At 70.1% G+C, this 13,729-nt stretch carries 14 protein-coding genes; 3 read left to right on the top strand and 11 right to left on the bottom strand.

Annotation, left to right across the window (positions count from 1 at the left end; all coding sequences use genetic code 11):
• Positions 1-24: 24 nt before the first annotated feature.
• Complete coding sequence (locus ACX9MO_RS02820; RefSeq protein ID WP_462213481.1) at positions 25-2,055, top strand: enoyl-CoA hydratase-related protein; 2,031 nt, start codon at positions 25-27, stop codon at positions 2,053-2,055.
• A gap of 97 nt (positions 2,056-2,152) precedes the next feature.
• Here ACX9MO_RS02820 and ACX9MO_RS02815 read toward each other — a convergent pair whose 3' ends face one another.
• Positions 2,153-2,368, bottom strand: a complete 216-nt coding sequence (locus tag ACX9MO_RS02815; RefSeq protein WP_222492407.1) for a hypothetical protein — start codon at positions 2,366-2,368, stop codon at positions 2,153-2,155.
• A gap of 157 nt (positions 2,369-2,525) precedes the next feature.
• Between ACX9MO_RS02815 and ACX9MO_RS02810 the strand changes: the two genes are divergently transcribed.
• Entirely contained in the window at positions 2,526-2,786 is a 261-nt protein-coding gene (locus ACX9MO_RS02810) for a DUF2312 domain-containing protein (RefSeq protein WP_222492409.1), read from the top strand.
• Between the two features lie 343 nt (positions 2,787-3,129).
• Here the strand turns inward: ACX9MO_RS02810 and ACX9MO_RS02805 are convergent, their stop codons facing one another.
• Positions 3,130-4,005: a hypothetical protein gene (locus tag ACX9MO_RS02805; protein WP_462213480.1), complete on the bottom strand. Its 876-nt coding sequence runs from the start codon at positions 4,003-4,005 to the stop codon at positions 3,130-3,132.
• Positions 4,006-4,089: 84 nt separating this feature from the next.
• Between ACX9MO_RS02805 and ACX9MO_RS02800 the strand changes: the two genes are divergently transcribed.
• Positions 4,090-5,805, top strand: coding sequence for an ABC transporter permease (locus ACX9MO_RS02800; RefSeq protein ID WP_462213479.1), 1,716 nt, complete (start codon positions 4,090-4,092; stop codon positions 5,803-5,805).
• A gap of 112 nt (positions 5,806-5,917) precedes the next feature.
• Here ACX9MO_RS02800 and hypE read toward each other — a convergent pair whose 3' ends face one another.
• From hypE to ACX9MO_RS02755, 9 genes are all read right to left on the bottom strand, one after another.
• Entirely contained in the window at positions 5,918-6,961 is a 1,044-nt protein-coding gene (gene hypE, locus ACX9MO_RS02795; RefSeq protein WP_462213478.1) for a hydrogenase expression/formation protein HypE, read from the bottom strand.
• Positions 6,958-8,109 carry a hydrogenase formation protein HypD gene (gene hypD, locus ACX9MO_RS02790; protein WP_462213477.1) on the bottom strand — a complete coding sequence of 384 codons (1,152 nt, stop codon included), beginning with the start codon at positions 8,107-8,109 and terminating at the stop codon, positions 6,958-6,960. Before hypD ends, hypE begins: the two co-directional genes overlap by 4 nt.
• A gap of 2 nt (positions 8,110-8,111) precedes the next feature.
• Complete coding sequence (hypC, locus tag ACX9MO_RS02785; RefSeq protein WP_462213476.1) at positions 8,112-8,402, bottom strand: HypC/HybG/HupF family hydrogenase formation chaperone; 291 nt, start codon at positions 8,400-8,402, stop codon at positions 8,112-8,114.
• A gap of 2 nt (positions 8,403-8,404) precedes the next feature.
• Positions 8,405-9,877, bottom strand: coding sequence for a sigma-54-dependent transcriptional regulator (locus ACX9MO_RS02780; protein WP_222492420.1), 1,473 nt, complete (start codon positions 9,875-9,877; stop codon positions 8,405-8,407).
• Positions 9,877-10,797 carry a hydrogenase nickel incorporation protein HypB gene (hypB, locus tag ACX9MO_RS02775; protein WP_462213475.1) on the bottom strand — a complete coding sequence of 307 codons (921 nt, stop codon included), beginning with the start codon at positions 10,795-10,797 and terminating at the stop codon, positions 9,877-9,879. The genes ACX9MO_RS02780 and hypB overlap by 1 nt, the downstream gene beginning before the upstream one ends.
• The gene (gene hypA / locus ACX9MO_RS02770) at positions 10,797-11,138 is read right to left on the bottom strand and encodes a hydrogenase maturation nickel metallochaperone HypA (protein ID WP_462213474.1); all 342 of its coding nucleotides are present in this window, start codon (positions 11,136-11,138) and stop codon (positions 10,797-10,799) included. Before hypA ends, hypB begins: the two co-directional genes overlap by 1 nt.
• The gene (locus tag ACX9MO_RS02765; protein WP_462213473.1) at positions 11,131-11,922 is read right to left on the bottom strand and encodes a hydrogenase expression/formation protein HupK; all 792 of its coding nucleotides are present in this window, start codon (positions 11,920-11,922) and stop codon (positions 11,131-11,133) included. The genes hypA and ACX9MO_RS02765 overlap by 8 nt, the downstream gene beginning before the upstream one ends.
• A gap of 110 nt (positions 11,923-12,032) precedes the next feature.
• Positions 12,033-12,878, bottom strand: a complete 846-nt coding sequence (hybE, locus tag ACX9MO_RS02760; RefSeq protein WP_462214495.1) for a [NiFe]-hydrogenase assembly chaperone HybE — start codon at positions 12,876-12,878, stop codon at positions 12,033-12,035.
• Between the two features lie 32 nt (positions 12,879-12,910).
• Positions 12,911-13,729 carry a hydrogenase expression/formation protein gene (locus ACX9MO_RS02755; protein ID WP_462213472.1) on the bottom strand — a complete coding sequence of 273 codons (819 nt, stop codon included), beginning with the start codon at positions 13,727-13,729 and terminating at the stop codon, positions 12,911-12,913.

Raw genomic sequence — 13,729 nt, 5'->3', positions numbered from 1 at the left:
GGGCGAAGACGGAAAGAGGCAATCTTGGCAGCCAGCGTGAACTACCGGACAGAGGAGCGCGTCGCGATCATCACGCTCGCGAACCCGCCCATCAACGCGCTGACGCCCCGGATGCGCAATGGTCTGGCCGCCGCGCTGGACCGGGCCGAGGCGGAGGAGGTCCGCGCCGTCGTGATCGAGGGCACGGACGAGGTCTTTGCCTCGGGTCTCACGCTCAATGAATACGATGACGGCTTGCAGGATATCACGCTTGGCGACCTGAACCGCCGGATCGAGGATTTTCCCAAGCCGGTCGTGGTGCGGCTGGCGGGTCTGGTCAGCGGCGGCGGGCTGGAGCTGGCGCTTGCCGCCCATTGGCGCGTGGGTACCGACCGGGTGCGTCTGGCGCTGCCCGACCTCGGCATCGGCCTGATCCCCGGGGCCGGGGGCACCCAGCGGCTGCCGCGTCTCGTCGGGGGCGAGGCGGCGCTGAACCTGATCCTGTCGCGGCAGGCGGCGGGGCCCAGCTGGCCTGCCTTCCGGCTGATCGTGGACGAGGTCCGCCAGCCCGCCACCACGCCCCGGGCCGCGCTGGATGCGGCCCTGCGTCTGGCCGAGCGGGGCGACTGGCCGCGCAGCGGGGCCCGCACCGGCGGGCTGGAGGAAAGCGAGGCCTTTCTTCAGGCGATCGAGAAGCGTCGCGCGGCCTATCTCGCCGCGCACCGCCGGGCCGAGCTCGAGGTGGTGAACTGCGTCGAGGCCGTCCAGCTCATGCCGTTCGAGGCCGGGCTGGAGCTCGAGGCGACGGTCTACGAAGAATTGGTCGACAGCAACCATTCCGCCGCCCTGCGCCATGCCCGCAAGGCCGAACGCCGGGCCGCCTCCATGGCGCTCAAGGAGCGCGCCCATCCGCTGACCACCGTGGGGGTGGCCTATGCCGGGCCGCTGGCGGCCCATGCGGTGGCCGAGATGCTGGTCGCCGGGCTGTCTGTCCGGCTGGCCGATCCCGACGCCTCGGCGCGCGAGCGGCTGGTGCGCGACGTGACCCGCGCCCTTGAAACCATGGGCGAGGCGCGCAGCCTCGGCGCCGGGCTGGAACCGGCGGAGGTGCTGCGCCTGCTGGAGCTGTCCCCGGACATGTCCTCGCTCGCCGGTCAGAGCGTGCTGGTCGAAGGTGCCCCGGATACCGAGAAGGCCAAGCGTGCGGCGCTCTCCGCCCTGTCCATGCTGGGGCGGGTCCTTGGCGGGCCACCCCCGATCCTGTCGCTGACCCACCATCTGAATGTCGCGGCCCTTGCGCCGGCCGCGCTCAAGGACAGGGTCGGGGGGCTCGCGCTCGCGCACCGCTCCTTCCCGGCGCCCTTGGCAGAGCTCTCGGCCCCGGAGGGCGAGGACGCGGCGCTGGTGGCCGGGGCCGTGCGCCTGGCCACGGCGCTCGGCCGTCGGGTGGTGCGGGTCTATCCCTCCGGCTCCGCGGCCTTCACGGGCATCGAGCTGACGGCGGCCCTGCTGGCGGCGGCGGATGCGCTGACCGCGCGGGGGATCGAACCGGCGCAGGTCGATGCGGCGATGCGCAACTGGGGCATGCGGCGGGGGCCCTACCAGATGATCACGGAATATCCGGCCGAGACCCTGTCCCGGGCCCGGCTGCGGTTCGGCGATCCCGGGGGGATGTCGCTGCGCCGGCTGGCCGAGCGTGGCGCGCCGGAGCCGGAGCTCCCGGCGGAGGAGCCGGATGCGCCTGTCGGGCTGGGGCCGGGCTCGGGGGAGGATGGTGCCTGGACCCCTGTGGACGTGCGGCGCGCCTGCCTCGCTGCGGTGGTGAACACCGGCACCTGCCTGCTGGACCGGGGCCTCGTGGCCCGTCCGCTGGTGCTGGACGCGGTGGCGCTGATGGGGCTCGGTTATGCGCCGGCCACGGGCGGGCCGATGAAGGCCGCCGATCTGCGCGGTCTCTTCGAATACGTCAAGCGGTGCCGCACGCTGGCCCCGCTGAACCCCGCGCTCTGGACGCCCCATCCGCTGCTGGTGAAGCTCCAGCGCGAGGGCGTGGTCTTCGACCGGATGAACGGCTGACGCCGCACCCGGCGTACTGCGGGCTCACGGTCAATGGGTCGCCACGGGGCCGCCACCGGGCCGCCCATGGGCGTCGTCGTCGGTGGCGGGGGCGGGCTCAGCCCAGCAGGATCCCCGCGATCACCACGGCCAGCCCGAGCACGGACAGCAGCAGCGACCCGAGGTTGAGGGGGATGACCTTGCGGATCACCTCGCGCAGGGCCTCGTCGTCGAGACCGGCACGGCGGGCGCGGCTGACCTGCACGATGGCCCAGACGAGGCCGACGAGGCCGACCAGGGACAGGGCGGCGCCGCCCCAGATAAGCGTTTGCATGGCGGTCTCGTTCCCTCTTGCAGAGCCGTCGCGTGGCGTTCCCCGCGCCTAAAGGATTGGCCCGCTCCGCGCAAGCCTGCCGGGACAGGCTGCCGGGACTTGCCGTGGCCCGCGCGGGCGGCTAGCTAGGGGCACTCAGGCAAGACAGAGGTGTGCGATGGAAGACGACGCAATGGAGGCCAACTACCGCGTGACCGCGGGTGAGCTGCGCCAGTTCATCGAACGGTACGAACGGCTGGAGACCGAGAAGAAGGACATCGCCGAGCAGCAGAAGGAAGTCATGGCAGAGGCCAAGGGCCGCGGCTACGACACCAAGGTCATGCGCAAGGTGATCTCGCTGCGCAAGCGCGACAAGGACGACATCGCCGAGGAAGAAGCGATCCTCGAGATGTACAAGGAAGCGCTCGGCATGAGCTGAGCCCCCGCCCCGCGGTGAAGCGCAGAGGCGCGATCTCCCCCCGGAGACGCGCCTTTTTGCTTGGCGTCTTCCCGCGGGACCGAGGCACGGGCGTGCCCCAAGGCGGCCCGCCTGACCCCCCCGCGTTCAAGGCCCCGGGCCGCGCCCACCGCCGCGTCGTCGGCCCCCGGCTCCACCTCCCTTTCCGTTTCGCAAATATCCTCGGGGGGAGGGGCGCAGCCCCGGGGGGCAGACAGCCCCCCTTGCAACGGTGCCGCCCCGCACGGCCTCTCCTGTCTGGGCCCTCCCGTCTGGCCCCCCTTGCCGGGCTCTGCCTGTCTGGCCCCCGGCCGCGCCGGGGCTCTCAGGTCGACAGGAACCGCACGCCTTCCATCGCCGCGATGCGGGCACAGTCGGCGTCGTATTCCTCGGTCAGGTCCTCGATCAGTTGCTCGTCCCAGCCGGGCAGGTCCAGTTCCTCCTCCAGCGCGCCCTCCAGCGCGTATTTGTCGAGGAAGGCCGCCATGACCCGGTGCTTCTGGGGATCGTTCAGGTTGGGATGCGCCTTCAGGTAGGCACGGAACCGCTGCATCCCCTCGCGGCTCATGATCTCGGTCAGCAGGTCGAAGCCGCCGGTGATCTTCTGCCCGGTCGGCAGGTCGGCCATGGCGCGGATGATCTGGGCCCAGAGGAAGGGCGTGTCCTCGTTGCTCCAGACCGTCAGCTTCAGCCGCGGCACGTAGCCCTGGATGCGCTCGATCAGGTCGGACCAGCGCAGCTGCATCGGGTCATAGCCCGACAGGAAGGCCGCGAGGTCGTCATCGGGCGCGAGGTTGAAGAGCGCGGGCAGGAAGGTGGCGGGGTTGCGCAGCGCGAGGAAGAGATGGATCTCGTCCTCGGGGAAGAGCGCGCAGAACTGGCGCAGCTTCTCTTCCGCCATCGGGTAGAGCCCGCCGGGCCCCACCGCCAGCTTGGGCACGCAGAAGAAGTTGTCGTTCGACAGCACCATGCGGCTGCCTTCCTCCTCCTCGAGGATCGCGTCCAGAAGGATGCCGCGCGCCCCCAGCGTGGGCGGCGCATAGGCCAGACCGTGCAGCGCATCGCGCAGCAGGCGGCGGTACTTGGAGGGGCCGGGGATCAGGACACCGCGCTGCAGGAAATCCTGCTTGTTGCGCAGCAGGGTCTTCATCAGCCGGTCCTCGTCCGTTGCATGGGCGCCTGCGTGAAGAATGATCTGCATCTGTCGTCCTGAACCTACACGTACCTCGGCGCAGGATAGAGCCCTGCGCTGGACAGGGAAAGCGGATTGCGGCTAGACGGATGCATGGTCTCGAACGTGTCGCCGCAACCCCACGATCCAAGCTCTCACGGGCCCCGCCCCGACGCGCCGGGCCGCCGCCTGCGCGGCTGGCCTTCGCCATGGTCGGCGGGGGCGGTGCTCATCGCGGTGATCGTGATCCTGCCGATCCTTTCGGTGCTCTGGATTGCCCTGACACCGACCTCGGCCAATATCTGGCCGCACCTGATCCAGACGACGCTGCCGCGCTATCTCAGGAACACGCTGATCCTTATGGGATCGGTCGGTCTGCTGACCGCCATGGTGGGCAGCGGGGCGGCATGGATCGTCACGCGCTACCGCTTCCCGGCCGATCGCTGGCTGGAGTGGCTGCTGCTGCTGCCGCTGGCAATCCCGGCCTATGTCGGGGCCTATGCGCTGGTGGACCTGCTGGAATACGCGGGCCCGGTGCAGACGTGGCTGCGCGGGCTGATGGGCTGGAAGACGGCGCGGGACTACTGGTTCCCCGAGATCCGCTCGCTGGGCGCCGCGATCCTCGTGCTCTCCGCAGCGCTCTACCCTTACGTCTACCTGCTGACCCGCGCGGCCTTCCGCGAGCAGTCGGGCGGCGGCGAGGAAGTGGCCCGCTCGCTCGGCGCGGGGCCCTTCGCCCGGTTCCGCCGGATCGGCCTGCCGCTGGCCCGTCCCGCCATCGCCGCCGGTGTCGCCGTGGTGATGATGGAGACGATCAACGATTTCGGCACGGTGGATTACTTCGCGGTCCAGACGCTGACCACCGGCATCTTCTCCACGTGGCTCGACGGGAACAATGCCAGCGGCGCGGCGCAGATCGCCTGCGTGATCCTTGCCATGGTGATCCTGCTGGTGCTGCTCGAGAAGGGCTCGCGCCGGCGCAGCAAGTTCTACAACCTCGGCAGCCGCCACCGGCCCGTGACCCGCGTGGCCCTGACCGGCCCGACGGCATGGGCCGCGACAGCGCTCTGCGCGCTGCCGGTCCTCGCGGGCTTCGTGCTGCCGGCGGGCGTGATCCTCAGCCACGCGGTGGACCATGCGGGCGCCTGGACCGACCCGGCGCTGCTGAGCGCGCTTCTCAACACCCTGACGGTGGGCGGCATCGCGGCGGTGCTGACGGTGCTGGCGGCGGTCTTCCTCGTCTACGGCGTGCGCCTGTCGGGGCGCCGCCTGCCGCGCCTGCTGATGCCGGTGACGACGATCGGCTATGCCGCGCCCGGCGCGGTGCTGGGGGTGGGCATCCTGATCCCGCTGGCGCAGCTGGATCACGGGCTGGCGGATTTCGTCGAGGGCACGTTGGGCGTGGACATCGGCCTGATCCTCACCGGCTCGGCCTTCGCTCTGGTGCTGGCCTATTGCGTGCGCTTCTTCGCCATCGCGCAGGGGGCCTCGGACGCCGCCATGGGGCGGGTGTCGCCCTCGCTGCCCATGGCCGCGCGCTCGCTCGGGCGCAGCCACCGCAACGTGCTGGGGGCGGTCTACTTCCCGCTGATCCGGGGCACCCTGGCCTCGGCGCTGCTGCTGGTCTTCGTGGATTGCGTGAAGGAACTGCCCGCCACGCTGCTGCTGCGGCCCTTCAACTACGACACGCTGGCGACCCGGGTGCATGAGCAGGCCAGCCTCGAACGGCTGGGGCAGGCGGCCCCGGCGGCCATCCTCGTGATCCTCGTGGGGCTGGTGGCCGTGGGCCTGCTGGCGCGCTCCAGCCGTGAAAACTGGGGCCGGGACTGACGCCTGCACCGGCCGGGCATGGCGCGGATACCGCAAGTGAGAACGTCAGGAGCCGCCCGGTGGATGCGCCGGGCGGCTCCGTCCTGCGCAGGCCTGTCCCGAAGGACCCGCCTCAGCAGATCCGTGGCAGCTGCTCACCGACGAGCATGTCCACGATCCGCTGCCCGCCGAAGGCCGTCCTCAGCACCACGGGGACCGGGCCGCGCGGGCCCGCCCGGCCCACGATTGCGGCTGTCCGGCCTGCGTCCATGGCCTGCATCGCCTCCAGCGCCGCCTGCGCCTGATCCGCCGGCACGAAGAGCGCCAGCGTTCCCTCGTTCGCGAGATAGAGCGGGTCCAGCCCGAGGATCTCGCACATGCCCTTCACCTCCGCGCGCAGCGGCAGGGCCTCTTCCTCCAGCGTCACGGTCACGCCCGCCGCCTCGGCCATCTCGTTCAGGGTCGAGGCCAGCCCGCCACGGGTCGCGTCACGTGCCGCGCGCGTGCCCGGCGCGGCGGCCAGAACCGCCTCGATCAGGTGGTTGAGGCTCTGGCAGTCGCTTTCCAGCGGGGTGGAGAGCGCCAGATCGCCGCGCGCGGCAAGGATCGTTGCCCCGTGATCGCCCAGCACCCCGTTCACGATCACCACGTCGCCCTCGCGGATGTCCTCCGCGGCCATGTCGCGGCCCGCCGGGATGACGCCCACGCCCGAGGTTGTGACGAAGACCGTGTCACAGGCCCCCCGGCCCACAACCTTGGTGTCTCCGGTGACGATGCGCACGCCCGCCGCCGCCGCCTCGCGCGCCATGGAGGCGACGATCCGGCGCAGCAGCGCGATCTCGGTGCCTTCCTCGATGATGAAGGCCGCCGACAGCCACAGCGGCCTGGCCCCCCCCACGGCGAGGTCATTGACCGTGCCGCAGACCGCCAGCTTGCCGATGTCGCCGCCGGGAAATTCCACCGGGGTGACCACGAAACTGTCGGTGGTGAAGGCGAGCCGTGCGCCGGGGGCCTGCAGGGCGGCATCCATCAGCCGCGCCTGATCTTCCGAGCCGGGCGGCTGGAAGACGTCCGTGAAGACCTCTTCGATCAGGTCGCGCATGGCACGCCCGCCGCCGCCATGGGCCAGCGTCACCCGCGCATCGCGCAGGCGGGAGGGTTTGGCAGACATGTTCATTCCGCAGCCTCCACCGACAGACGGGCCCCGCCATAGGTCCAATAGGCCGCGCAGGCCCCTTCGGAGCTGACCATCAGCGCGCCGAGCGGCGTGTCAGGGGTGCAGCCCCGGCCAAACTGCGGGCAGTGCGTCGGCTTCATCCGGCCCGTCATGACGGACCCGCAGGCACAGCCCTCGGGCTCCGGTGTGGGGGCGCGGCCGCCCGCCTTGGCATAGCCGATGCCGAACTTCTCCTCGGCGTCCCACGGGCGGTAGGCGGCACGGATGCGCAGCCCGCTGGCGTCGATCTCTCCCAGCCCGCGCCATTCGAAGCTGGGGCGCTTCTCGTAGACGTCCTCGATCGCGGCAAGGCTGACGGCATTTCCGTGCTCGGGCACCACGCGGGCATATTGGTTTTCGATCTCGGCGCGGCCCTCGGCCAGTTGCGTCAGCACCATGAGCACCGATTGCAGCAGGTCCAGCGGTTCGAACCCGGCCACGACCAGCGGCTTGCCATAGTCGTCGGCCACGAAATCCAGCGGGTGGATGCCGATCACCATCGAGACATGCCCCGGCCCGACGAACCCGTCGAGCACCATATGCGGGTCGTCCAGCAGCGCCTTGATCGGCGGCGGCACGGTGATGTGGTTGCAGAAGACCGAGAAGTTGGTCAGCCCCTCGCGCGCGGCCTGCTGGATCGAGAGCGCGGTCGAGGGCGTCGTCGTCTCGAAGCCGAGGCCGAAGAAGACCACCTCCCGGTCCGGATTGCGCCGCGCCAGCTCCAGCGCGTCGAGCGGAGAATAGACGGTGCGCACATCCGCGCCATCGGCCTTGGCCTGCAAGAGCGATTTCCTGGTGCCGGGCACGCGCATGGCATCGCCGAATGTGGTGAAGATCACTTCCGGCTTCTCGGCGATCTCGACGCATTCGTCGACGCGCGCCATGGGCAGGACGCAGACCGGGCAGCCGGGGCCGTGGATGAACTCGATCCCCTCGTGCACCAGCTTGTCGAGCCCGTAGCGGAAGATCGCGTGGGTGTGCCCGCCGCAGATCTCCATGATGCGCACCGGCTCTGTCTTGGTGGCGCCCAGACGGTCGGCCATGGCGCCGATGGCGGCGATCAGGGCCTTCGCGGCCTTGGGGTCGCGGAATTCCTCGACATAGCGCATGGTCAGCCCCTCCCTGCGAGGGCGCGGTCGCCCTCGGCCATCTGCTCCAGCGCCTCCTGCGCCTCGCCAAGCGCGCGCAGCGCCTCCAGCGTCTCGGCGGCCTCGTGTTCGTCGATGACGGCCATGGCAAAGCCCACGTGGATCAGCACCCATTCCCCCACGAGGTCCTCAAGCGGGCCGGTGACCACCGGGGCGAGGCTCACCTCGCGGCGCACGCCCGAGACCTCGGCCATGCCCATCTGGCGGGCGGCGTCGGTGATCGCTGTGATCTGGCCGGGAATTCCCAGACACATGGCTACTCCTCCTCTGAAACCGTGGCGTGAGGCTCGATCCCGTAACGGTCGAGCTTGGCGCGCAGGCCGACCCGGGACAGGCCCAGTTCGGCCGCGGCGCGGGACTTGTTCCACTTCATCCGGGTCAGCGTCTCGCCAAGGATGCGCATCTCGATCATCTCGACGCGGTCCTTGAGCGTGCCGTCCATCTGGCTGAAATCGGGCAGCGGCTGGCGCTCGCCCGCGCGCGGATCGCGCGATTGCAGGATGTGGCGCGAGATCAGCTCGGCCCCCAGCGTGACCTCCTGCGCGAGGATCAGCATCCGCGTCACCTCGTTGCGCAGTTCGGGCAGGTTGCCGGGCCAGTCGTAGGCTTCGAGGAAGAGCAGCGCCTCGCTGGACAGGCCGCGCACCGGCTTGCCGTGTTCGCTTGCCGCCTCCTGCACGAAGCGTTCCGCCAGCAGCGGGATGTCGTCGGCGCGCGCCCGCAGCGGCGGGATCGTCAGCTCTGTCACGGCAAGCGCATAGTAGAGGTCGTTGCGGAACGCGCCCTCGGCCACCGCGCCGCGCAGGTCCACATGGCTGCCGGTGATGATCCGCGCGGAGGTCGTCAGCTGTTCATGGCTGCCGATGGGCTGGAACGCGCCCGAGGTGGCCACCCGCAGCAGGGCCATCTGCATGTCGCGCGACAGCGTGTCGACCCCGTTGAGGAAGATCGTGCCCCGGTCGGCCTTTTGCAGCAGGCCCGCGCGGGCCTGCGTCTGGCCGGGCAGGGCCCCGCGCCGCGCGCCAAAGAGCTCCGCCGCAAGGGCCGTATCGTCGAGGCCCGCGCAGTTGATCTCGTGGAAGGGGCGGTCCGCCCGCAGTGAGCCGTAGTGGATCGCGCGGGCAAGGTCGGTCTTGCCGGTGCCCGGCTCGCCGGTGATCAACACGGGCACGTCGAAGCTGGCGAAATGCCGGGCGAGTGCAATGGTGCCGTTCAGCGACGAGTTCGGCCCACGCAGCACCTTGTCAAAGCCAAGCCCGGCTTGCAGCAACTCGCGCCGTTCCTGCGTGCGCGCATTGGCGGCGGTGCCGAGATAGCGCATTTCCAGCGTCATGCGTTCGTGATCGCGGGCCAGTTCAAAGAGCGAGGCCGCGTTCTTGACCGCCATCAGCAACTGGTCGGGGTGCCACGGCTTGGTGATGAACTGGTAGATCCCTGCGTCGTTGATCGCCTGGATCATGTCGCCGGTCTCGGTGTAGCCGGTGACGATGATGCGCACGGTTTCGGGCCAGCGGTCGCGCACCTCGGTCAGCAGTTCGATCCCGGTCTTGCCCGGCATCCGCTGGTCCGAGATCACGACCTGAACCCAATGCTCTTCCATCAGGCGCCAGGCCGCATCGGCGTCATAGGCTTCGAGGACGGTGAAATCGTCCTCCAGCGCCATCCGCATGGCGGCGACGGAATGGGGCTCGTCGTCGATGACGAGGATGGTGGGCAGGGTCTCGGCCATTATTCCGCTGCCTTCTCCGTCGTGCCGCGTTTGGCGGCGGCGTTGCGCGCCAGCCAGTCCAGCCACTCGGGCAGACCCTCGCCGGTGCGGGCCGAGACGCGGATCACCTCGATCAGCGGGTTCACCCGCTTGAGGTTCGCCTCGTAGAGGTCGAGGTCCACATCGCAATGGGGCGCAAGGTCGACCTTGTTGAGCAGCGCAAGCCGTGCGGCCGTGAACATATCGGGGTATTTCAGCGGCTTGTCCTCGCCCTCGGTGACCGAGAGGATGGCGACCTTGGCATCTTCGCCCAGATCGAAGGCCGCGGGGCAGACGAGGTTGCCGACATTCTCGATGAAGAGGGTGGAGGCGTCGTGCAGGTGCAGGTGCTCCATCGCGTGGCCCACCATGTGCCCGTCGAGGTGACAGCCCTTGCCGGTGTTGACCTGCACGGCGGGCGCGCCGGTCTCGCGGATGCGGTCGGCGTCATTGGTGGTCTGCTGGTCGCCCTCGATGACGGCCACGTCGCCCATTTGCGCCCCCGCCATCGCGCGGATCGTGGCGCAGAGCAGCGTCGTCTTGCCCGACCCGGGCGAGGAGACGAGGTTGACGGCATAGACCCCCTGCGCCGCAAGGCGTGCGCGGTTGTCCGCGGCGTAGCGGTCGTTTTGCGACAGGATGCCGGTCTCGATCTCGATCAGCCGTTCCTGCGACATGCCCGGCACCTCGGTGCCGGCGATGCCCTGACCGAAGTGGATGTCGCCGTGGGACTGGTGGTGGGAATGGCCGTGACCGTGGGACTGGTGGTGATGATGCCCATGGTCATGAGCGTGACCGTGCCCGTGATCATGACCGTGGGAGTGCCCATCGGAATGCCCGTGGCTGTGGCCATGCTCATGCCCTTCGACGGTGGATCCGCTGCATCCGCAAACCGTGCACATCAGATGACCTCCATATCCTTGATCTGCAATTCGTCGCCCCCCTGGGGCAGAAGTTTCCCGCCGCCGCAGTCGGGGCAGGGATCGAGCCGGTTGTCGATCCCCACCTCCGTCATGCAGTCATAGCAGAGCGCGCGGCCCGGCAGGTCTATGATCTCGAGTGTCGCGCCTTCGGCCTTGGAGCCGCGCATCACCACGTCCCATGCGAACTGCAGCGCGGGCTTCTCGACCCCGGCAAAGCGGCCGACGGTCAGGCGCACGCGGGTGACGCGGGAAATGTCGGGCGCGGCGGCGGCGCTGTCCACCACCCGTCGTATGCCCTCGCACAGCGACATCTCATGCATTGGCCGCCTCCGGCTGAACCAGTTTCACGGGGCTGCAGGGGTCGAGGACCTCCAGCAGCAGGCCGCCCAGAAGGGCACGATCGGCGGGCAGCGTGGCAAGGCTGCGTTCCAGTACACCGCCCTCGGCCAGCAGGCTGTCCGTGGGGGTGACGCGGGCGAAATGCGTGACCACGCCATCGCTTGTGCCGATCCGCATGGCATAGGCGCCGCGCGCGGCAGGCACCAGACCCTCACCCGGAACAGGCGCCTGTGCGGGCGGCAGGCTGCCCGTCAGCGCGGCCTCGATGTCGTAAAGCCGGGCCGCGGCGCGCCAGAGCGGCCCGCGCCCGTGGCGCTGTGCCAGACCGGTCAGCGCCGGATGCGCGACATGGCGGGCGGCCACGGAATTCTCGACCGGGGCTTTGCCCCAGATGGTGCGGGCACTGACGGCGGGCAGGCCCTCGGCCACGGCCTCGCCGGGGGAAAACAGGCTGGCGAGCCGCGCCAGAACCGGGGCCACGCCGTGGCCCGAGACGAGGAAGGCCGCCAGCGCCCCGGCACTGTCCGGTGCCCGGCCCGCGGGGCCGAAGACGGCCTGCGCCACGGCGGCGCGGTCGGTCTGCCAGTCATCGGGCAGGCGTACGGCGGGCATCTGCATCAGCCGCGGCAGGCCGAGGTGGAATTTCATCAGGTGATCGCGGATCACCTCCTGCCGGATGCCATCGGCATCGGCGGGCTGCCCGAGGGCCGCGGCAACGGCGGCCCCCTGCGCGGCGCGGCAGAGCGCAAAGAGACGCGGAAGCAAAGCCGCCGCCTCCCCCACGGAGCGGCCAATGACCATGCGAGCCACGGGGAGGCGCGGCCCGCTGTCGACACGCAGCGGGAGAGGAGGACGGAGGGAGGCGGCGGCCTTGCTCATTCGGCGGGCGCTCCTGCGCGCGCGCCTATCTTGGAAGACGTCTCGGAAGAGGTCTCGGGGGTGTCGGTCGTGTCGGGATCGGAGGCGAGCCCGGCGGTCAGCACGGCGCGGCGCGTGGGCGCATGGCCCATGGCGGAGGGGGCCTCCGCTTCGGCCTCTGCGGCCTCGGCGGCGGCGATGGTGGCGATCTCCTCTTCCCGCGCGGCCCGGATGTCGGTGCTGCGGTCGGTCTCGGCCCGGTTCCCGGGGTCGAAGAGCGCGGCCATCACGGCGCGGGCCACGTCGGTGGCATCCTTGTGGCGCTGGAAATCCCCCATCGGAGAGAAGAGCGAACAGGCCTTGTAGCCCCCGGTGGCGGGGCGGCTGTTGTGGATGAACTCGTAATCGCCCGAGGGGAAGGCGATCACCTCCTTCGCGCCGGCGGTCAGGTGATCCCAGCTGTCGCCATCGGGCATCAGCACGAGGTTCATGAACCAGGGCGAGATCAGCACGCCGAGGAATTGCCCTTCCCAGAGGCGGAAGCCCACGGCCTCCACGTGCAGCGCCTTGTTCACCAGCGGCACGTCGCGCATCTTGGAATGCCAGACCTCGGTGAAGTCATCGACCAGCCGGGCGGTGGCGGCGTTGATCCGCGTGGCCTCGCGCAGGGCATCGGCGCCGGGGTCTTCCAGCACCATGAACTGTTCCTTGGGGGCCGAGCAGGTCGGGCAGGACCAGTCCCCGGGCAGCGCCGTGAAGGGCGTGCCCGCGTCGATCTGGCGGCTGTCGTCGCCCTCTGCTGGGTCGTAGGGCGTCCAGCAGACCTTGCATTCCATCACGGCCTGCGGGCTGATCTTGTCCATCGCGCCAAGGAAGGAGCCTTCGAAGGTCGTCTTCACCGGATCGCCTCCGCCACTTCGCGGATACGTTCCGCGCTGTCGGACAGGTCCTCGCGGGCGGCCAGCACCACCTCGGGCATGGGCGTGATCTCGTAGGTGTCGAGGATCAGCTGATCGGTCGAGTTGTAGAACTGCACGTGCCACGTCCGGGGCAGGGCGGTCGCACGGATGCGGCAGTTGCCATAGCCGCGCGAGAGGATGTCGACGGAGCCCTCCCCGAGGCGCGCTTCCAGCCACGCAAGATCCTCTTCCGTATGCGGCAGTAGCGACAGGTTGATCACATGCAGCGGCGCCTGCGGATTGGCGGACTGCTCCGTCAGCTCCGCCAGCAGCGAGGGCGCGTTCACCACACCCGCGCCTGGTTTGTCACCCGTGCCGGGGCGGACAGGCTCATGGGCGCGCGTCAGCGCATCGGTGGGCACTTGCGCCACCTCGACCGCATCGACGCCAACGGCGGAGAGGACCCAGACGCCGGCAAAGACGCTTTCCTGAACGCGCAGGGCGGGGATGCCGCGCACCTTCACGGCCACTTCGCCTTCGCCCAGCGTCTCGGCCAGCACGCGGCGGCTGGCGGCATCCAGCGTCGAAAGGTCGAAGCGTTCCGCCGCGCCGCCTTCGGCCACGCGATCCGCCGCATCGGCCAGCTGCGCCAGCAGGTCGAGCGCGCCCTTGGGCGCATGCTCCACCTCGGGCAGATGCGCGGTGTAGGTGCGCATGTCCTGCGGCAGCTGCATGTATTCCAGTTCCTTGCCGTCCTCGGCCTCGGGTTGGGAGCCGGGGCCGTAGCCGGTCGGGGGCAGGTGGAAGTTCTGCAT

Source organism: Pseudooceanicola profundus, assembly GCF_054919315.1.
Note: the sequence above shows the minus strand (reverse complement) of the source record. Positions and strands in the feature narration are given on the sequence as shown.

Excerpts from the sequence above, each read along its gene's own strand:
- hypC (WP_462213476.1), bottom strand. The coding sequence starts at position 8,402 with ATGTGTCTGGGAATTCCCGGCCAGATCACAGCGATCACCGACGCCGCC.
- hybE (WP_462214495.1), bottom strand. The coding sequence starts at position 12,878 with ATGGACAAGATCAGCCCGCAGGCCGTGATGGAATGCAAGGTCTGCTGG.
- ACX9MO_RS02815 (WP_222492407.1), bottom strand. The coding sequence starts at position 2,368 with ATGCAAACGCTTATCTGGGGCGGCGCCGCCCTGTCCCTGGTCGGCCTC.
- hypA (WP_462213474.1), bottom strand. The coding sequence starts at position 11,138 with ATGCATGAGATGTCGCTGTGCGAGGGCATACGACGGGTGGTGGACAGC.
- hypE (WP_462213478.1), bottom strand. The coding sequence starts at position 6,961 with ATGAACATGTCTGCCAAACCCTCCCGCCTGCGCGATGCGCGGGTGACG.
- hypB (WP_462213475.1), bottom strand. The coding sequence starts at position 10,797 with ATGTGCACGGTTTGCGGATGCAGCGGATCCACCGTCGAAGGGCATGAG.
- ACX9MO_RS02755 (WP_462213472.1), bottom strand. The coding sequence starts at position 13,729 with ATGCAGAACTTCCACCTGCCCCCGACCGGCTACGGCCCCGGCTCCCAA.
- ACX9MO_RS02805 (WP_462213480.1), bottom strand. The coding sequence starts at position 4,005 with ATGCAGATCATTCTTCACGCAGGCGCCCATGCAACGGACGAGGACCGG.
- ACX9MO_RS02780 (WP_222492420.1), bottom strand. The coding sequence starts at position 9,877 with ATGGCCGAGACCCTGCCCACCATCCTCGTCATCGACGACGAGCCCCAT.
- hypD (WP_462213477.1), bottom strand. The coding sequence starts at position 8,109 with ATGCGCTATGTCGAGGAATTCCGCGACCCCAAGGCCGCGAAGGCCCTG.
- ACX9MO_RS02800 (WP_462213479.1), top strand. The coding sequence starts at position 4,090 with ATGGTCTCGAACGTGTCGCCGCAACCCCACGATCCAAGCTCTCACGGG.
- ACX9MO_RS02810 (WP_222492409.1), top strand. The coding sequence starts at position 2,526 with ATGGAAGACGACGCAATGGAGGCCAACTACCGCGTGACCGCGGGTGAG.